The organism is Planobispora rosea, from assembly GCF_014648175.1.
Taxonomy (GTDB): Bacteria; Actinomycetota; Actinomycetes; order Streptosporangiales; family Streptosporangiaceae; genus Planobispora; species Planobispora rosea.
In genome coordinates, this window is record NZ_BMQP01000076.1 from 1 (window position 1) to 14,677 (window position 14,677).

At 71.6% G+C, this 14,677-nt stretch carries 10 protein-coding genes and 1 pseudogene; 6 read left to right on the forward strand and 5 right to left on the reverse strand.

What is annotated here, in order from left to right; all coding sequences use genetic code 11:
* The 3 genes from IEZ08_RS37620 to IEZ08_RS37630 all read left to right on the forward strand — a co-directional run.
* Nucleotides 1–2,511 (forward strand): response regulator (locus IEZ08_RS37620; protein ID WP_189244083.1); only part of this gene is annotated, 2,511 nt, incomplete at its 5' end.
* 106 nt (nucleotides 2,512–2,617) lie between these two features.
* Nucleotides 2,618–3,820, forward strand: a complete 1,203-nt coding sequence (chrA, locus tag IEZ08_RS37625) for a chromate efflux transporter (RefSeq protein ID WP_189244084.1) — start codon at nucleotides 2,618–2,620, stop codon at nucleotides 3,818–3,820.
* Nucleotides 3,821–3,934: 114 nt separating this feature from the next.
* Nucleotides 3,935–4,744: an SAM-dependent methyltransferase gene (locus IEZ08_RS37630; RefSeq protein ID WP_203863707.1), complete on the forward strand. Its 810-nt coding sequence runs from the start codon at nucleotides 3,935–3,937 to the stop codon at nucleotides 4,742–4,744.
* 13 nt (nucleotides 4,745–4,757) lie between these two features.
* On the opposite strand, the gene IEZ08_RS37635 is transcribed toward IEZ08_RS37630, so the two are convergent.
* Together IEZ08_RS37635 and IEZ08_RS37640 are read right to left on the reverse strand one after the other, a co-directional pair.
* Nucleotides 4,758–6,275, reverse strand: a complete 1,518-nt coding sequence (locus IEZ08_RS37635; protein WP_189244086.1) for a carboxylesterase/lipase family protein — start codon at nucleotides 6,273–6,275, stop codon at nucleotides 4,758–4,760.
* A gap of 203 nt (nucleotides 6,276–6,478) precedes the next feature.
* On the reverse strand, nucleotides 6,479–7,495 hold the full coding sequence (locus IEZ08_RS37640) for an ATP-grasp domain-containing protein (RefSeq protein ID WP_141703941.1): 1,017 nt from the start codon (nucleotides 7,493–7,495) through the stop codon (nucleotides 6,479–6,481).
* Between the two features lie 350 nt (nucleotides 7,496–7,845).
* Between IEZ08_RS37640 and IEZ08_RS37645 the strand changes: the two genes are divergently transcribed.
* From IEZ08_RS37645 to IEZ08_RS37655, 3 genes are all read left to right on the forward strand, one after another.
* A complete protein-coding gene (locus tag IEZ08_RS37645) occupies nucleotides 7,846–9,711 on the forward strand; it encodes an ABC transporter ATP-binding protein (protein ID WP_189244087.1) in 1,866 nt (621 codons plus the stop codon).
* The gene (locus tag IEZ08_RS37650) at nucleotides 9,708–11,582 is read left to right on the forward strand and encodes an ABC transporter ATP-binding protein (protein WP_068923371.1); all 1,875 of its coding nucleotides are present in this window, start codon (nucleotides 9,708–9,710) and stop codon (nucleotides 11,580–11,582) included. The genes IEZ08_RS37645 and IEZ08_RS37650 overlap by 4 nt, the downstream gene beginning before the upstream one ends.
* 157 nt (nucleotides 11,583–11,739) lie before the next feature.
* Nucleotides 11,740–12,297 carry a shikimate kinase gene (locus IEZ08_RS37655; RefSeq protein WP_084780060.1) on the forward strand — a complete coding sequence of 186 codons (558 nt, stop codon included), beginning with the start codon at nucleotides 11,740–11,742 and terminating at the stop codon, nucleotides 12,295–12,297.
* Between the two features lie 128 nt (nucleotides 12,298–12,425).
* On the opposite strand, the gene IEZ08_RS37660 is transcribed toward IEZ08_RS37655, so the two are convergent.
* The 3 genes and pseudogenes from IEZ08_RS37660 to IEZ08_RS37670 form a co-directional block, all read right to left on the reverse strand.
* Nucleotides 12,426–13,325 (reverse strand): sterol desaturase family protein, encoded by a 900-nt coding sequence (locus IEZ08_RS37660; protein ID WP_176728480.1) that lies wholly within the window; start codon nucleotides 13,323–13,325, stop codon nucleotides 12,426–12,428.
* A gap of 170 nt (nucleotides 13,326–13,495) precedes the next feature.
* Nucleotides 13,496–14,275: an AraC family transcriptional regulator gene (locus IEZ08_RS37665; protein ID WP_068923369.1), complete on the reverse strand. Its 780-nt coding sequence runs from the start codon at nucleotides 14,273–14,275 to the stop codon at nucleotides 13,496–13,498.
* Nucleotides 14,276–14,459: 184 nt separating this feature from the next.
* Nucleotides 14,460–14,677, reverse strand: a pseudogene (locus IEZ08_RS37670) (ABC transporter ATP-binding protein); the annotation flags it as partial.

Sequence of the window (14,677 nt, forward strand, 5' to 3'; positions counted from 1 at the left end):
GCCGAGGTGACCAGCGCGGTGACCTCGGGCGACCTGACCCGCTCCATCACCGTCGACGCCTCCGGCGAGGTGGCCGAGCTCAAGGACAACATCAACTCGATGGTGAAGTCGCTGCGCGAGACCACCCTGGCCAACCAGGAGCAGGACTGGCTCAAGTCCAACCTGGCCCGCATCTCCGGGCTGATGCAGGGGCACCGGGACCTGACGGTGGTGGCCGAGCTGGTGATGAACGAGCTGGCCCCGCTCGTGGGGGCCCAGTACGGAACGTTCCTGCTGGCCGAGGAGAGCGCGTCGGGACCGGAGCTGCGGGTGGTGGGCGGCTACGGCCACAAGGAGATCGGCCGCCGCCACGCCTTCGGCGACTCCCTCGTCGGGCAGGCGGCCGTCGGCAGGCGGCCCATCCTGGTCGAGGAGACCCCCGCCGGATACGTCACCGTCTCCTCCAGCCTGGGCGCGGCCGCCCCGGTCGCCCTGATCGTGCTGCCGATCATCTCCGAGGACCAGGTGCTCGGCGTGATCGAGATGGCCAGCCTGAGCCGGTTCACCACGGTGCACCGGGCGTTCCTGGAGCAGCTGGTGGAGACCATCGGCGTCAACGTCAACACCATCGTCGCCAACGCCCGCACCGACGCCCTGCTCGCCGAGTCGCAGCGGCTGGCCACCGAGCTCCAGATGGGCCAGGAGGAGCTGCAGCGCTCCAACGCCGAACTGGAGGAGAAGGCCGAGCTGCTGGCCCGGCAGAACCACGACATCGAGACGAAGAACAGGGAGATCGAGCAGGCGCGCCAGGAACTGGAGGACCGCGCCCAGCAGCTCGCCCTGGCCTCCAAGTACAAGAGCGAGTTCCTGGCCAACATGAGCCACGAGCTGCGCACCCCGCTCAACTCCCTGCTCATCCTCGCCCAGCTGCTCGCCCAGAACCCGGCCCGCAACCTGACGGCCAAGCAGGTCGAGTACGCCAACGTCATCCACTCGGCGGGCACCGACCTGCTGCAGCTGATCAACGACATCCTCGACCTGTCCAAGATCGAGGCCGGCAAGATGAACCTCAGCCTCGAACCCCTGCCGCTCCGGCAGCTCCTGGACTACGTGGAGGCGACCTTCCGCCCGCTGACCACGGAGAAGGGACTCCGCTTCGACGTCGCCGTCGATCCCGAGGTGCCCACGCAACTGCTCATGGACGAGCAGCGGCTCCGGCAGGTGCTGCGGAACCTGCTGTCCAACGCGGTGAAGTTCACCGAGAGGGGCCGGGTCGGGCTGCACGTCGAGCGGATCGAGAAGGCGGGGCTGCCGGGGGCGCAGGGGCAGCCGGCCATCGCCTTCCACGTGGTGGACACCGGCATCGGCATCGCGGAGGAGAACCTCTCCCAGATCTTCGACGCCTTCCAGCAGGCCGACGGGACCACCAACCGCAAGTACGGCGGGACCGGCCTGGGCCTGTCCATCAGCCGCGAGATCGCCACCCTGTTCGGCGGTGAGATCCGGGCGGTCAGCGCGGTCGGCAAGGGCAGCACCTTCAGCCTCTACCTGCCGATCATCGAGCCCGCCCCCGGCTCGGTGACCAGGACGACGACCGACGAGACCGGCGACGGGGCCGGCGAACCGCCGTCCGCGGCGCCCACGGCGGCGCCCGCTGTACCGGAGACGGACCAGTCGTTCGACGGGCACGGGCGGCGGCTGCTCGTCGTGGAGTCCCGGCCCAACGGGCTGCTGTCCCAGCTGGCCGAGAGCGTGGTCGCCGACCTGACCGAGACGCACGGGCCGGTCCTGGTGGCCACCGCCAACGACCCGGCCTCCGCGCTGGAGGCCCTGGGCCGCGACGACTACCACTGCATCGTCCTTGACCTGGGCATGCGGCAGGACGCCGCAGCCGAGTTCCTGCGCATGCTCGACGAGAGCCCGGACCTGCGCGAGCTCCCCGTACTCGCCCACCACACCCGCACGCTCACCCGGCCGCAGGAGAACCTGCTGCAGGGCCGGTCCGACACCCAGCCGCTGGAGCGCCTGCCCAGCCTCGACGAGCTGCGCGAGCGCATCACCCTCCACCTCTCGGCCCAGCAGCCCGGCGACGTGCTCCCCCTGGTCCAGCCCAGCCCCGACGAGCGGCCCCAGACCCCGGACGAGCCGGACACCGTCCTGGCCGACCGGAAGGTCCTGGTCATCGACGACGACGTCCGCAACGTGTTCGCCCTGACCAACATCCTGGAGCTGCACGGCATGCGGGTGCTCTACGCCGAGAACGGCCGCAAGGGCATCGAGACGCTGACCCACCACGAGGACGTCGACCTGGTGCTGATGGACATCATGATGCCGGAGATGGACGGTTACGCGGCCACCGCGGCCATCCGCAAGATGCCGCGCTTCGCCAACCTTCCGATCATCGCGGTCACCGCCAAGGCCATGCGCGGCGACCGGGAGAAGGCCCTGGCCGCGGGGGCGAGCGACTACGTCACCAAACCGGTCAACGCCGAGGAGCTGCTCACCCGCATGCAGCGGTGGCTGGATCTGTGAGAGGCCGTCGAGGAACGGGCCCGCCGCGTTCCCCTGGCGTCTCGCCGCCGTTCACCGCAATGGTGAATACTGCCCGACCGTATGCTTTCACGCGTGAGGGGGGCGGATGGCCGGCTCGGACGGCACGGACGGTTCGGGCGGCGGGGTCCGGGAGGTGGCCGCGGTCTTCCTGAAGCTGGGGGTGATCGGGTTCGGCGGGCCGGCCGCGCACATCGCGATGATGCGCGAGGAGCTGGTACGGCGGCGCGGCTGGCTCTCCGACGAACGCTTCGTGGACCTGATGGGCGCGGCCAACCTCATCCCCGGGCCGACCTCCACCGAGCTGGCCATCCACCTCGGCCACGAGCGGGCGCGCGGCAGGGGGCTCGTCGTCGCGGGGGTGTGCTTCATCTTCCCGGCCTTCGCCATCGTGCTCGCCCTGGCCTGGGCCTACGTCCGCTACGGTCAGACGCCCGCGGTCGAGGGGCTGCTGTACGGGATCAAGCCGGTGGTCGTGGCGATCGTGGTGTGGGCTCTGGTCGGCCTGCTGCGGACCGCGGTCAAGGGCCGGCTGACCGGCGCCGTCGCCGTGGCGGCGCTGGCCGCCTACCTGCTCGGAGCGCATGAGCTCGCCGTGCTGGCGGCCGGCGGGCTGATCGTCATGGCGGTCCGCACCGCCGGGAGCCGTACCCCGGGAGACGGTGCGCACGGGCTGCTGGCGCCGTTGGTCCCGCTGCTGGGCGGCGGGCCGTACGGGCCGGCGTCGGCGCTGGGCGGATCCCGCCTCGCCGATCTCGCGGGCGGGCAGCTGGCCCAGCTCTTCCTGACCTTCCTGAAGATCGGCGCGGTGCTGTACGGCAGCGGCTACGTCCTGCTCGCCTTCCTGGAGGGCGACCTGGTGGAGCGGTTCGGCTGGGTCAGCCGGGAGCAGCTGCTGGACGCGATCTCCATCGGGCAGGTCACCCCCGGACCGGTGTTCACCACCGCCACCTTCCTCGGTTACGTCATCGCGGCGCTGCCCGGCGCGGTCCTGGCGACGGTCGGGATCTTCGCCCCCTCCTTCGCCCTCGTCGCCCTGCTGACCCGGATCGTCGACCGCATCCGCGACCGCGTCTGGTCCGCGGCGTTCCTGGACGGGGTCAACGCCACCGCGCTGGCGCTGATGGCGGGGGTCACGATCGAGCTGGCGGGCGAGGCGTTCGTGGACCCGCTCACCGTCGTCCTGGCCGTGGCCGCCCTGTTCCTGCAGTGGCGCACCGAGATCAACACCGCCTGGTTCATCGCCGCCGCGGCGGCGATCGGCCTGGCCCGCGTACTGCTCTTCGGATGAGGGCCCGGGGGGGCGCTTCCCCTTGTCCCCGGAGCACCTCCTGGAACAGACTTCATCTGCAGAACACGGCTGTATATGATCTTCATCTCGTCCCCCGACGAAGGAGACAGTCCCGTGCCCGAGTTGACTCGCGTGCCCGCCGGTGTCGACCCCAGCGTTCCGAGCTCCGCCCGCGTCTACGACCACCTGCTCGGCGGCAAGGACAACTTCGAGGTCGACCGGGCCGTCGCCGCCCGCCTGCTGCAGGTCGCGCCGGACACCCGGCGGGTCGCCAAGGCCAGCAGGCGCTTCCTCATCAGCGCCGTCCGGCACATGGCGCTGGCCGGGGTGCAGCAGTTCATCGACCTCGGCGCCGGGATCCCCACCTCACCGAGTGTGCACGAGGCCGCCACGGAGGTCCGCCCCGGTGCCAAGGTCGTCTACGTCGACTACGACCCCGTCGTGAAGCTGCACAACGACGTGATCCTCGCCGTCGGCGAAGGTGTGATCAGCATTCAGGCGGACCTGCGCGACCCGGCGGGCGTCCTCGGCGACTCTCAGGTGACCGCGTTCATCGACTTCTCCGAACCGGTCGGGCTCCTGCTGGCCGGGGTGACGCACTTCGTCACCGACGAGGAGGACCCGGCGGGGATCATCCGCACCTTCCGCGACCGCATGGCGCCCGGCAGTCACCTGCTGCTCTCCCAGGCCGTCGCCGAGAGCGACCCTGAGGCACTGGCCCAGCTGCGGGCCTCGACCGCGGGATCCCCCGCCCAGCCGACCTTCCGCACCCACGAGGAGGTGCTGGCCCTGTTCGACGGATTCGACCTGGTCGAGCCCGGCCTGGTGCCCGTCCAGGACTGGCGGCCCGATCTGGAGGAGCCGCCCACGAAACTACGCATCGAGGGCGGGGTCGGCGTCCTGCGCCAGCGGGCCCACCGGTGATCCGGCCGACGGGCTAGAGGCTCCGCCAGAGGCGGCTCTCCTCGGCCAGGGGGTCGTGGGCGAGGTGGCCGGGGGTGTCGAAGATCCAGGTGGGGCGGCCGTCCTGGCCGTACGGCGGCCAGCCGGGGTCCCCGCACCGCGCGAAGGCGACCCAGGCGGCGTGCATCTCCCGGGCCAGGTCCGGCGGCGGGTTGGGGCCGCACATCCGGCCCACGCCCTCGCCGTCCAGGTTGTCGAAGACGAACGGCAGGTCCACGCAGTGGCCCGCGCCCACCGTTCCCCCGCCCGCGGGTGAGCGCCAGCGGAACTCGTAGGCGTGCACCGGGCGGCCGGCCGCCGCGGCGGCCTCGGTGAGGCGCAGGGTGGGGATCCGGAAGATCCGGTCGGTGAGGATCTGGCCCAGGACCTCCAGCCCGGCGGTCAGCCGCTCCTCGTAGAAGCGCCGGGCCTCCGGCCCCGCCTCCAGGCCGCGCAGCGCCTGGGCGTACTGCTCCTCGTCGATCGGGCCGGGCTGGGACCGGACGGCCTCGTTGAACTCCTCGGCGGTGGCGCCGACGAGGAGCGCGGCGGGGTGCGCGGAGCCGTCCGCGATCATCTCGTACGGGCTGCGGGCCACGACCTCGCCGTCGTTGACCGGGTTGAAGCCCTTGGGGCCCGGCCTGAAGATCGCGTCGAGCGGACCGGGGCGGCGCTCCCGCGCGGGTTCCTCCCCGGAGGAGCCCGCGTCCTGGTCTCTCTCGCCTCCGGGCCGGTCGCCGGGGCCCAGCGAGCCGTACACGGTGAGCAGTTCCTGCGGGGCGAAGGCCGAGAACGCCTCACGCGTGAGCGGCACGCCGAGCCGCCGGGCCAGTGCGCGGGCCGCCTCGCGAGCCGGTTCGGCCGGTTCCCAGCGCACCGCTCCCCCGCTCATGTCGATCACACGGTGGAGCAGCCCGGCGGCCCCCGGTACCGCGAGCAGGGTCACGCTCGCCTGGCCGCCGGCGGACTGCCCGCCCACGGTCACCGCGCCGGGGTCGCCGCCGAAGGCCGCGATGTTGTCGTGGACCCATGCCAGCGCCCGGACCCAGTCGAGGACGCCCAGGTTGGCCGGGGCGTCCTCGATCGGGAGGAACCCCTCGACGCCGAGGCGGTAGTTGACGGCGACGAACACCACGCCGTCGCGCGCGAAGGAGGTGCCCCGGTACCAGGGGCTGGCGTTGCTGCCCCCGTTGAAGGCGCCGCCGTGGATCCACACCAGCACGGGCAGCCCGGCCGTCCCGGGATCGGGCGTGAAGACGTTGAGGTTGAGATACTCGTCGCCCGCGATGAGCGGCTCGGGCACGCCCTCGGTGTAGTCGCTCGGCGGCTGGGGCGCGGTCGGCCCGTAGGCGTGGCAGTAGCGCACCCCGGCCCAGGGACGCGGCGGCACCGGCGCGGCGAAACGCAACGCGCCGACCGGAGGGGCTGCGTAGGGAATGCCGAGGAATTCGGCGACACCGCCGGCCCAGTGCCCGCGCACTCGCCCGCTCGTGGTCACTGCGTGGGGGTCCATGCCTTTCTCCTACCCGGCTGCGGTCCCGGCGGATCGGAATCGGGCCGGTCACGTGTGACGGGCGGGGGTATCGGGACGGACTGGCGTCCCGGGCGGTCCGGGCACCGCGAGCGGCTCAAGCATCGCGGACGGCTCAAGTATCGCGGACGGCTCAGGCGTCGCGGACGGTTCAGGCGGCCGGGAGACTCAACCGGCAGGGAGGCTCACGTCGAGGCCGGGAAAGGCCCCTCTCCCGCGGAGACCGGGTCGTCCCGTACGGCGGAGGCGGCCAGCCGCCCCTTCCCGGAGTGGATCGCGAGCTCCTCCTCCACCTCGGCCACCAGGATCTCCTCCGAGGACGGCGCCTGCGGCAGCACCAGCGGTACGTGCTCCCGGACCTTCCGCTCGATCACATCCAGGATGTGGGCGCACAGGTCCACGTGGTCGAACCCGCCGAACGCGGGGAAGGAGTTGGTCTCCAGGATGACCGGGCCGTCCTCGCTGCGCAGCAGGTCGGCGCTCATCAGGTCGAGCTCCGCCGCGCGGGCCGCCCGCTCGACGATGTCGATCTCCTCCTCGGTGAGCGTCACCGGCCGGCACACGTCGCCCGGCCCGTTGGAGCGGAAGTCCCCCGGCCGGCCGCCCGTCTGCTCGACCGCCGCGACGAACGCCCCGCCGATGACGATCACCCGGTGGTTGATCCCGGCGGCCTCGGCGATGAACCGCTGTACCAGCAGGGGCGTCCCCCGATCCCGGATCGAGGCGGCCTTGGCGAGCAGCTCGTCCTCCCCGCGCGCGAGGGTGACCTCCGCCCCCCGTGCCCCGTCCGGCTGTTTGAGCACGACCGGGTAGCCGTAGTCGCGGGCGAACAGCCGCAGCTCGTGGTCGTTGGGGCAGAAGGCGGTGGGAGGGGTGGGGACGCCGTGCGCGACCAGCCGGACGTGCGTGGCGAACTTGTCGGCCGAGCGCAGTACGGCGTCCACGGAGTTGATGTGCGGGACGTCCTCCTCCACCGCGCCGAGGATGATGAGCCCGTCCAGGGCGTCGGTGGACATCTGGTGGATGATGCCGTCCACCTCCAGCGGGACGCCGCCGGCGCAGAGGCGTGGGCCCCGGTCGTCGAGCGCCACGCTCAGCTCGTTCCAGGAGACGACGCGCGGCCGGTGCCCCCGCTGCCGCGCCGCCCGTTCCAGGCGTTTGATGTCGTCGTTCGCCGGATCTTCGCCGGTTATGATCAACAAGCGGAGTCCGGAGGTGTTTACCTCGTTTTCCATACTCTTCGTATTTCCTAAGTTACTTAAAGTAATGACCCCTCGGGAGCAACGGTTCTCCACCGTGCCGGGCCCGCGCCCGCGCCCCGGGCCCTCCGGATCGCCGCGGCCGTACGGGAAACCGGCGGCGGCCGTACCGAAAACCGATTGACAGGCTCCTTAGCCTTGGGTTCTGCTGCCCGGTTCCCTGCCGCGACGGAGCGCCCGTTCAGGCGACCGCAGCAGGCGAGGCGATCCGGGGAGCCAGACCCTTAACGAGCCCCGCACCGGGAATGGTGAGGGGCGTCAACTAAAGACCGTGAGGAGTGTGCTGCCTGCTGATGCCCCCTGATACCGCCGCCACCGACCACGCTTCCGAAACCAGCCGGCCGCACAGGCCCCGCCGCCCGCATCTGACCGGGATGCGCTCGTTGTGGCGGATGAAGTCCTACCTGCGTCCCTACGCCGTCCCGCTGACCGTCATCTGGGTGACCTCTCTCGCCGGAATCGGGATCACCATCACCATCCCGCTGGTCGGAAGAGAGATCATCGACGGCCCCGTCGCCCGCGGCGACACCGGCGCCCTGCTCCCCCTCGCGCTGCTCGCCCTCGTCCTGGGCACGATCGAGGCGGTGCTCGTCCTGGTCCGCCGGTGGCTGCTGGCCAACGCCGTCCTGGGGCTGGAGACCGCCATCCGCGACGACCTCTACCGGCACCTGCAGCGGCTGCCGATGAGCTTCCACGGCGCCTGGCAGTCCGGTCAGCTGCTGTCGCGCGTGACGACCGACCTGTCCGTCATCCGGCGCTTCCTCGGGTTCGGCATGCTCTTCCTGGTGCTGATCACCCTCCAGATCGCCGTGGTGACCGTCCTGCTGTTCCAGCTGTACTGGCCGCTCGGCCTGCTGGTCGCCGCTTCGGCGGTGCCGATCGTGGCCGTCTCGATGCGCTTCGAGCGCGGGTACATCGCCATCTCCCGCCGGGTCCAGGACGAGCAGGGCGACCTGGCCACCGTCGTCGAGGAGTCCGCGGGAGGCATCCGCACGATCAAGGCGTTCGGCCGCGGCGGGCACGTCTTCGCGACCTTCGACGACGGGGCGCGCAAGGTCTACCGGACCTCGATGGAGAAGGTGGGCCTCTCGGCCCGGTTCTTCACCTTCCTGGAGGTCATCCCGAACGTCACCCTCGCCGCCGTGCTGCTGCTGGGCGCGCTCGCGGTCGGCTCGGGATCGTTGTCGCTGGGCACGCTGGTGGCCTTCACCACGCTGATGCTGCAGCTGGTGTGGCCCATCTCGTCCCTCGGCTTCATCCTGGCCATGGGACAGGAGGCGATGACCGCGGCCGACCGGGTGACGGAGGTGCTCGACACCGAGCCGGACATCGTCGGCGGCCGGGGCGTGGTCGAGGACCCCCGCGGCCACCTGCGCTTCGAGGGCGTGGAGTTCCGCTTCCCCGGTGCCGCCGAGCCGGTGCTGCGCGACGTCTGGCTGGAGGTGCGGCCGGGAGAGACGGTCGCGGTCGTGGGCGCGACCGGATCCGGCAAGACCACGCTCACCTCCCTCGTCCCCCGGCTGCACGACGTCACCGCGGGCCGGGTCACGATCGACGGGCACGACGTGCGGGACCTGTCGCTGCCCGCGCTCCGCTCGATGGTCGCCACGGCCTTCGAGGAACCGACGCTGTTCTCGATGAGCGTCCGGGAGAACCTCACGCTGGGCCGGCCCGACGCCACCGACGAGGAGGTCGAGGCGGCGATCGAGGTCGCCCAGGCCGGGTTCGTCCACCGGCTGCCGTGGGGCCTGGAGACACGGATCGGCGAGCAGGGCATGTCCCTGTCCGGTGGCCAGCGCCAGCGGCTCGCCCTGGCCCGCGCCGTGCTCTCCCGGCCGAAGGTGCTCGTACTGGACGACACCCTGTCCGCGCTGGACGTCGAGACGGAGGCCCTGGTCGAGGAGGCGCTCCGGCACGTGCTGCGGGACGCCACCGGGATCGTCGTCGCGCACCGGGCCTCGACCGTGCTCCTGGCCGACCGGGTCGCCCTGCTGCTGGACGGCACGATCGCGCACGTCGGGCGGCACCACGAGCTGATGGCGACCGTGCCGGAGTACCGCGCGCTGCTCTCCGCCCACCTCGACGACGACCTCGACGACGATCTCGACGACGACCTCGACGACCTCGACGGCCTGGACACCGAGGGGGTGCTCCGATGAGCGGGCAGACGACCACGCGGGACTGGCGCGGCGTCGCCGCCGAGAAGCAGGACGAGGTCCCGGAGCAGGAGTCGCTCATCCTGCGCGACCGCTCCCGGCGGCTCCTGAACGACCTGCTGAGGCCGTACCGTTCCCAGATCATCCTGCTCGTCGCGGTCATCGTGATCTGCAACGCCGCCTCCCTCTCCATCCCCTTCCTCGTCAAGGTGGGCATCGACACCGGCATCCCGCCGATGCAGGCGGGCCGGGGGCCGGGCGCGCTCCTGGTGATCGTCGCGGCGGTGCTGGCGGCGGCGGTGACCCAGGCGGTGACGCGGCAGGCGTTCCTGCGGATGGCCGGCCGGATCGGCCAGGGCATCATCCTGGAGCTGCGGCGGCGGGTCTTCCGCCACTTCCAGCGGCTGTCGCTCTCCTTCCACGAGGACTACACCTCGGGCCGGGTCGTCTCCCGGCTCACCTCCGACATCGACGCCATCTCCGAGATGCTCCAGTCGGGCTTCGACAGCCTCGTCACCGCCGTGCTGACGCTGACCGGCACCGCGGTCCTGCTGCTCGTCCTGGACGTCCACCTCGGTCTCGTCGCGCTGCTCCCGCTGCCGGTGCTGCTGCTGTTCACCCGCTGGTTCCGGCGGCAGTCGAGCATCGCCTACCGCCGGACCCGGGAGACCGTCGCACTGGTGATCGTGCACTTCGTGGAGTCGATGACCGGCATGCGCGCGGTCCAGGCGTTCCGCGGCGAGGAACGCAACCAGGAGATCTTCTCCCGGCTCAACGCCGACTACCGGGACGCCAACGTGCGGAGCATGCGCCTGATCGCGGTCTTCATGCCGGGCGTCAAGCTCATCGGGAACGTCACGATCGCCGCCGTCCTGTTCTACGGCGGGTGGCTGGCCGTCGGCGGCGAGGTCACGGTGGGCGTGCTCGCCGCGTTCCTGCTCTACCTGCGTCAGTTCTACGAGCCGATGCAGGAGATCAGCCAGTTCTACAACACCTTCCAGTCGGCCGGGGCGGCGCTGGAGAAGCTCTCCGGCGTGCTGGAGGAGCGGCCCGCGGTGGCCGAGCCGCGCGACCCCGTGCCGCTGGAGCGGCCGCGGGGGCAGGTGCGCTTCGAGGGGGTGGAGTTCTCCTACCTGGACGGCACCCCGGTGCTGCCCCGGCTGGACCTGACGGTCCCGGCGGGGCAGGTGGTGGCGCTGGTGGGCGCCACCGGGGCGGGCAAGACGACGCTGGCCAAACTGGTCGCCCGGTTCTACGACCCGGTCTCCGGCCGGGTCCTGCTGGACGGGACCGACCTGCGCGACCTCGCCGAGGACACGCTGCGTGAGGCGGTCGTCCTGGTCACGCAGGAGAACTACCTGTTCACCGGCTCGGTCGCGGACAACATCAGGTTCGGCCGGCCCGACGCGACCATGGCCGAGGTCGTCGCCGCCGCCCGCGCCGTCGGGGCCCACGAGTTCGTCTCGGCGCTCCCCGAGGGCTACGACACCCAGGTCGGCAAGCAGGGCGGCCGGCTCTCGGCGGGGCAGCGGCAGCTGGTGGCGTTCGCCCGGGCGTTCCTCGCCGACCCCGCCGTGCTGATCCTCGACGAGGCGACCTCCAGCCTGGACGTCCCCGGCGAGCGGCTGGTGCAGCGGGCCATGCGGACGATCCTCGCGGGACGGACCTCCCTGATCATCGCGCACCGGCTCTCGACCGTCGAGGTCGCCGACCGGGTGCTGGTCATGGACGGCGGCCGCATCGTGGAGGACGGCCCGCCCGACCTGCTCATCGCGCGCTCGGGCCGGTTCGCGAGCCTGCACCGGGCCTGGCTCGACAGCATCTCCGCCCAGGGCCCCGGCGACGTCGCCGAACGCCCGCAGGCACGCGGGTAACCGGGCCGCGGGACCGTACATCCCCGTGCGGGCGGGGCGGCCGGTGCTCGCCGCCCCGCCCGCACGGGATGCCGATCCGGCGGGACGATCCGGTAGAACGCGTTCCGCGCGGGCAGGGGCCCGGTGCTCCGGTACGCAGATCACGGGAGGTGGCGCCATGACGGCTGAAGGGCCGATCGTTCTGACGGATGAGACTCCGATCGTCGTGATCGGCTTGATGGGTGCGGGCAAGACCAGCGTGTCGCGCATACTCGGCAGGGCCCTCGACCGGCCGGTGCGCGACAGCGACGAGTGGCTCGAGGAGCGGTACGGCGTCACAGCCGCCGAGATCGCGGAGCGCGAGGGCGTCACGGTGCTCCACGGCCGTGAGGCCCACCACCTGAAGGAGTCGCTCGCCGAGCGGCCCGCACCGGTGATCGCCGCGGCGTCCAGCGTGCTCGACGACCCCGAGTGCCGCACTGCGATGAAACCGGCACTGGTCGTCTGGCTGGACGCCTCGCCCGCGTTCGTCGCCGAGAAGATCGCGGCCAGGCCCCACCGGCCCCGTTTCGGCAAGGAGCCGCTGGATCTGGCGATCGAACTGCGGGAGCGGCGGGCGGCGGCGTTCGCCGAGGTGGCCGACATGTGCTTCGAGCGGCCCGCCATGTCCAAGAAGGAGGTCGCACAGGCCGTGCTCGACCGCCTCGGCGGCGGTCGCGAGGCCTCCGCCCACTAGCCGACCGGTCTTTCCGCCGCGACGTCCGGACGCGGCCGGGGCGAGGTGGTGACGGTCCGGTTCGGCTCCCCGGCGGCGCCGGCCGCCGGGGTTCGGCGGCGCATCGATGCCATCGATGCCTTCGCCGTCTACACCGCGTCCTGGACGGCGGGCTGATGCCCGGTGGGTTCCGCCTGGCATGCGCCGGAGGCGCGGAAGGGTTCGGCGAGCTGAGCCAGATAGGCGGTGGGGTAGTCAGGTCTGGCGGCCATGCCCAGTTGCTCGGAGGTGAAGCGCCGGGCCGGGTCGTAGGAGAAGGTGCCGAGCAGGTGATCCCAGGCCAGGGTGAACAGGCCGAAGTTGACGTCACCGATGCCGGCCCACTTCAGATGATGGAAGCGGTGACCCTCGTTGAGCGCGAGCACGTACTTCAACGCGCCGATGCGGTAGTCGGCGTTGGAGTGCTGCAGCAGCAGTTGTACCGCGACGGCGACGGCCAGCGCGACGGCCACGTCGACGGGCAGCCCGATGAGGAGGAGCGGGGTGACACCGGCGCTCATCTCCAGCGTCTGGTGCAAAGGGTGCTTCATCAGGCCGTTGAAGCCGTAGAAGCGCTTGATCGAGTGGTGGACGGCGTGGAACCGCCACAGCAGACCGATCTTGTGGCTGGCGTAGTGGGTCAGCGTGATGCCCAGGTCCGCGACCAGAACCGCAAGCAGCACCTGCAGCACGAACGGCCAGGAGTGCGGCCACACGTCGGCGACGGTGACGGTGGCGGCCAGCACCGGAATGACGCCCACGCTGACGAGCAGGAGCAGTTCGTTGACGCCGGCGTGGGCGACGTCACGGCCGCCGTCTCCGGCCGGGCTGTTCCACTCCGCCTCGTACGGCAGGACTCGTTCGGCGGCGAACGAGCAGCCGATCGCGGCCAGCAGCAGGCCGACCAGCCACAGCTTGGAGGCACCGGAGGCGGCCAGGGCGACGGCGGCGCCGTTGACGCCCAGCAGCATGAACGGCATGTAGCCGTAGCGGACAACAGATTTCAGCATGCGCATCAGCATCGTGTCCGCCGGCCCTCGCGGGCTTGGATGGATCCGCTGGGCTGCGAAGCAGGCCGTGCCGGTCCTGCCCGGTGACGGAGCGGGGCCGGCTGATGCCGTTGCGGGGTTCCGCTCCGGACGACGTCCTGAGTCGGGCATCAGGCGACAGGCGGCCGGCCTCAGGCAGTGGGGCGTAGGAGGTGGATCAGGCGGGAGGGAGCCAGGCCGAACATCTCGTGGCAGACGCGGGTCAGATGAGAGCTGTCGGCGAAGCCTGCGCCGTGCGCGGCCTCGGTGAGCGTGGCACCCTCGCGCACTGCCTCTATCGCGTGCAGCAGGCGGGCCCAGCGCCGCCAGGCAGGAAACGGCAGCTGCAGGTGCTCGGCGAACAGATGCCCCAGCCGGCTGGCCGACACCCCGACCCGGGCAGCGATCTCGCTCAGCAACAGCGGCCCGTCGATGAGCTGAGGGACCGTCTCCAGCGCCCGGGACAGAACGGCGGGAGGTCTTCTCGTGCCGGTGGGCAGGCCGATCGAGCACAGCACGCCAGGCAGAGCCGCCGGTCCGGTGATCTTGCTGGTGACCGCGGTGGCGGTCAGCGGGCGGGCGGCGGCCTGCCAGGTGCTCGCGATGTCCGCGTCTCCGGCCATGGCGATGCGGGTGCCGGCCGCACGCCCGGCCGGATGGGCCGGATCGAGGTAGGCCAGCAGGCCGTGAGCGCCGGGAGCGGCCCGCAGTCCGTGCCGGACACCGGCCGGGATGATCGCGGCCTCGGTCCGGCACCGGTGGCCGTGCCGGTCGGTCAGCGTCACCTCGCCGTCGAGCACCACCAGGATTTGCACCGCCGCGTGTGCGTGCGGTTCAGCCGACCCGATCGCGCCGGTGAAGGCGAGCAGGCCCGGGGCTGCCGTGGTCGTGCCCGCCCAACCGGCTGCCTGCGCCTGCCCGCCACGCGGCATTCCCGGCCCTCCCCTCAGGTCCGCTCATCAGCCCCGAAGGAGCGCTGAGCGACCATCGCTACTGTGTGGACACGTGACTGATCATCTCGGTGCCGGATGGCCTTCGGTTCCCGACATCCGTATCACCGGTGCGGCGATGGGTGGGAAACGCCCCTTCGAAGGAGCCCGCGCAGAACTCACCGGCTCAGTCATGCGTTACCGGTGCCATGGAGAGGTTCCAGAAGTCGGCGTAGCGGCCGCCGCGGCGCAGCAGTTCGTCGTGGCGTCCTTCTTCCACGATCCGGCCGCCCTGGAGAAAGGCGATGCGGTCGGCGCGTTGGACGGTCCGCATGCGATGGGCGGCCATCACGACCGTCCGGCCGGCCATCAGGCGTTCGATACCCGCCTGGACGGCCGCCTCGT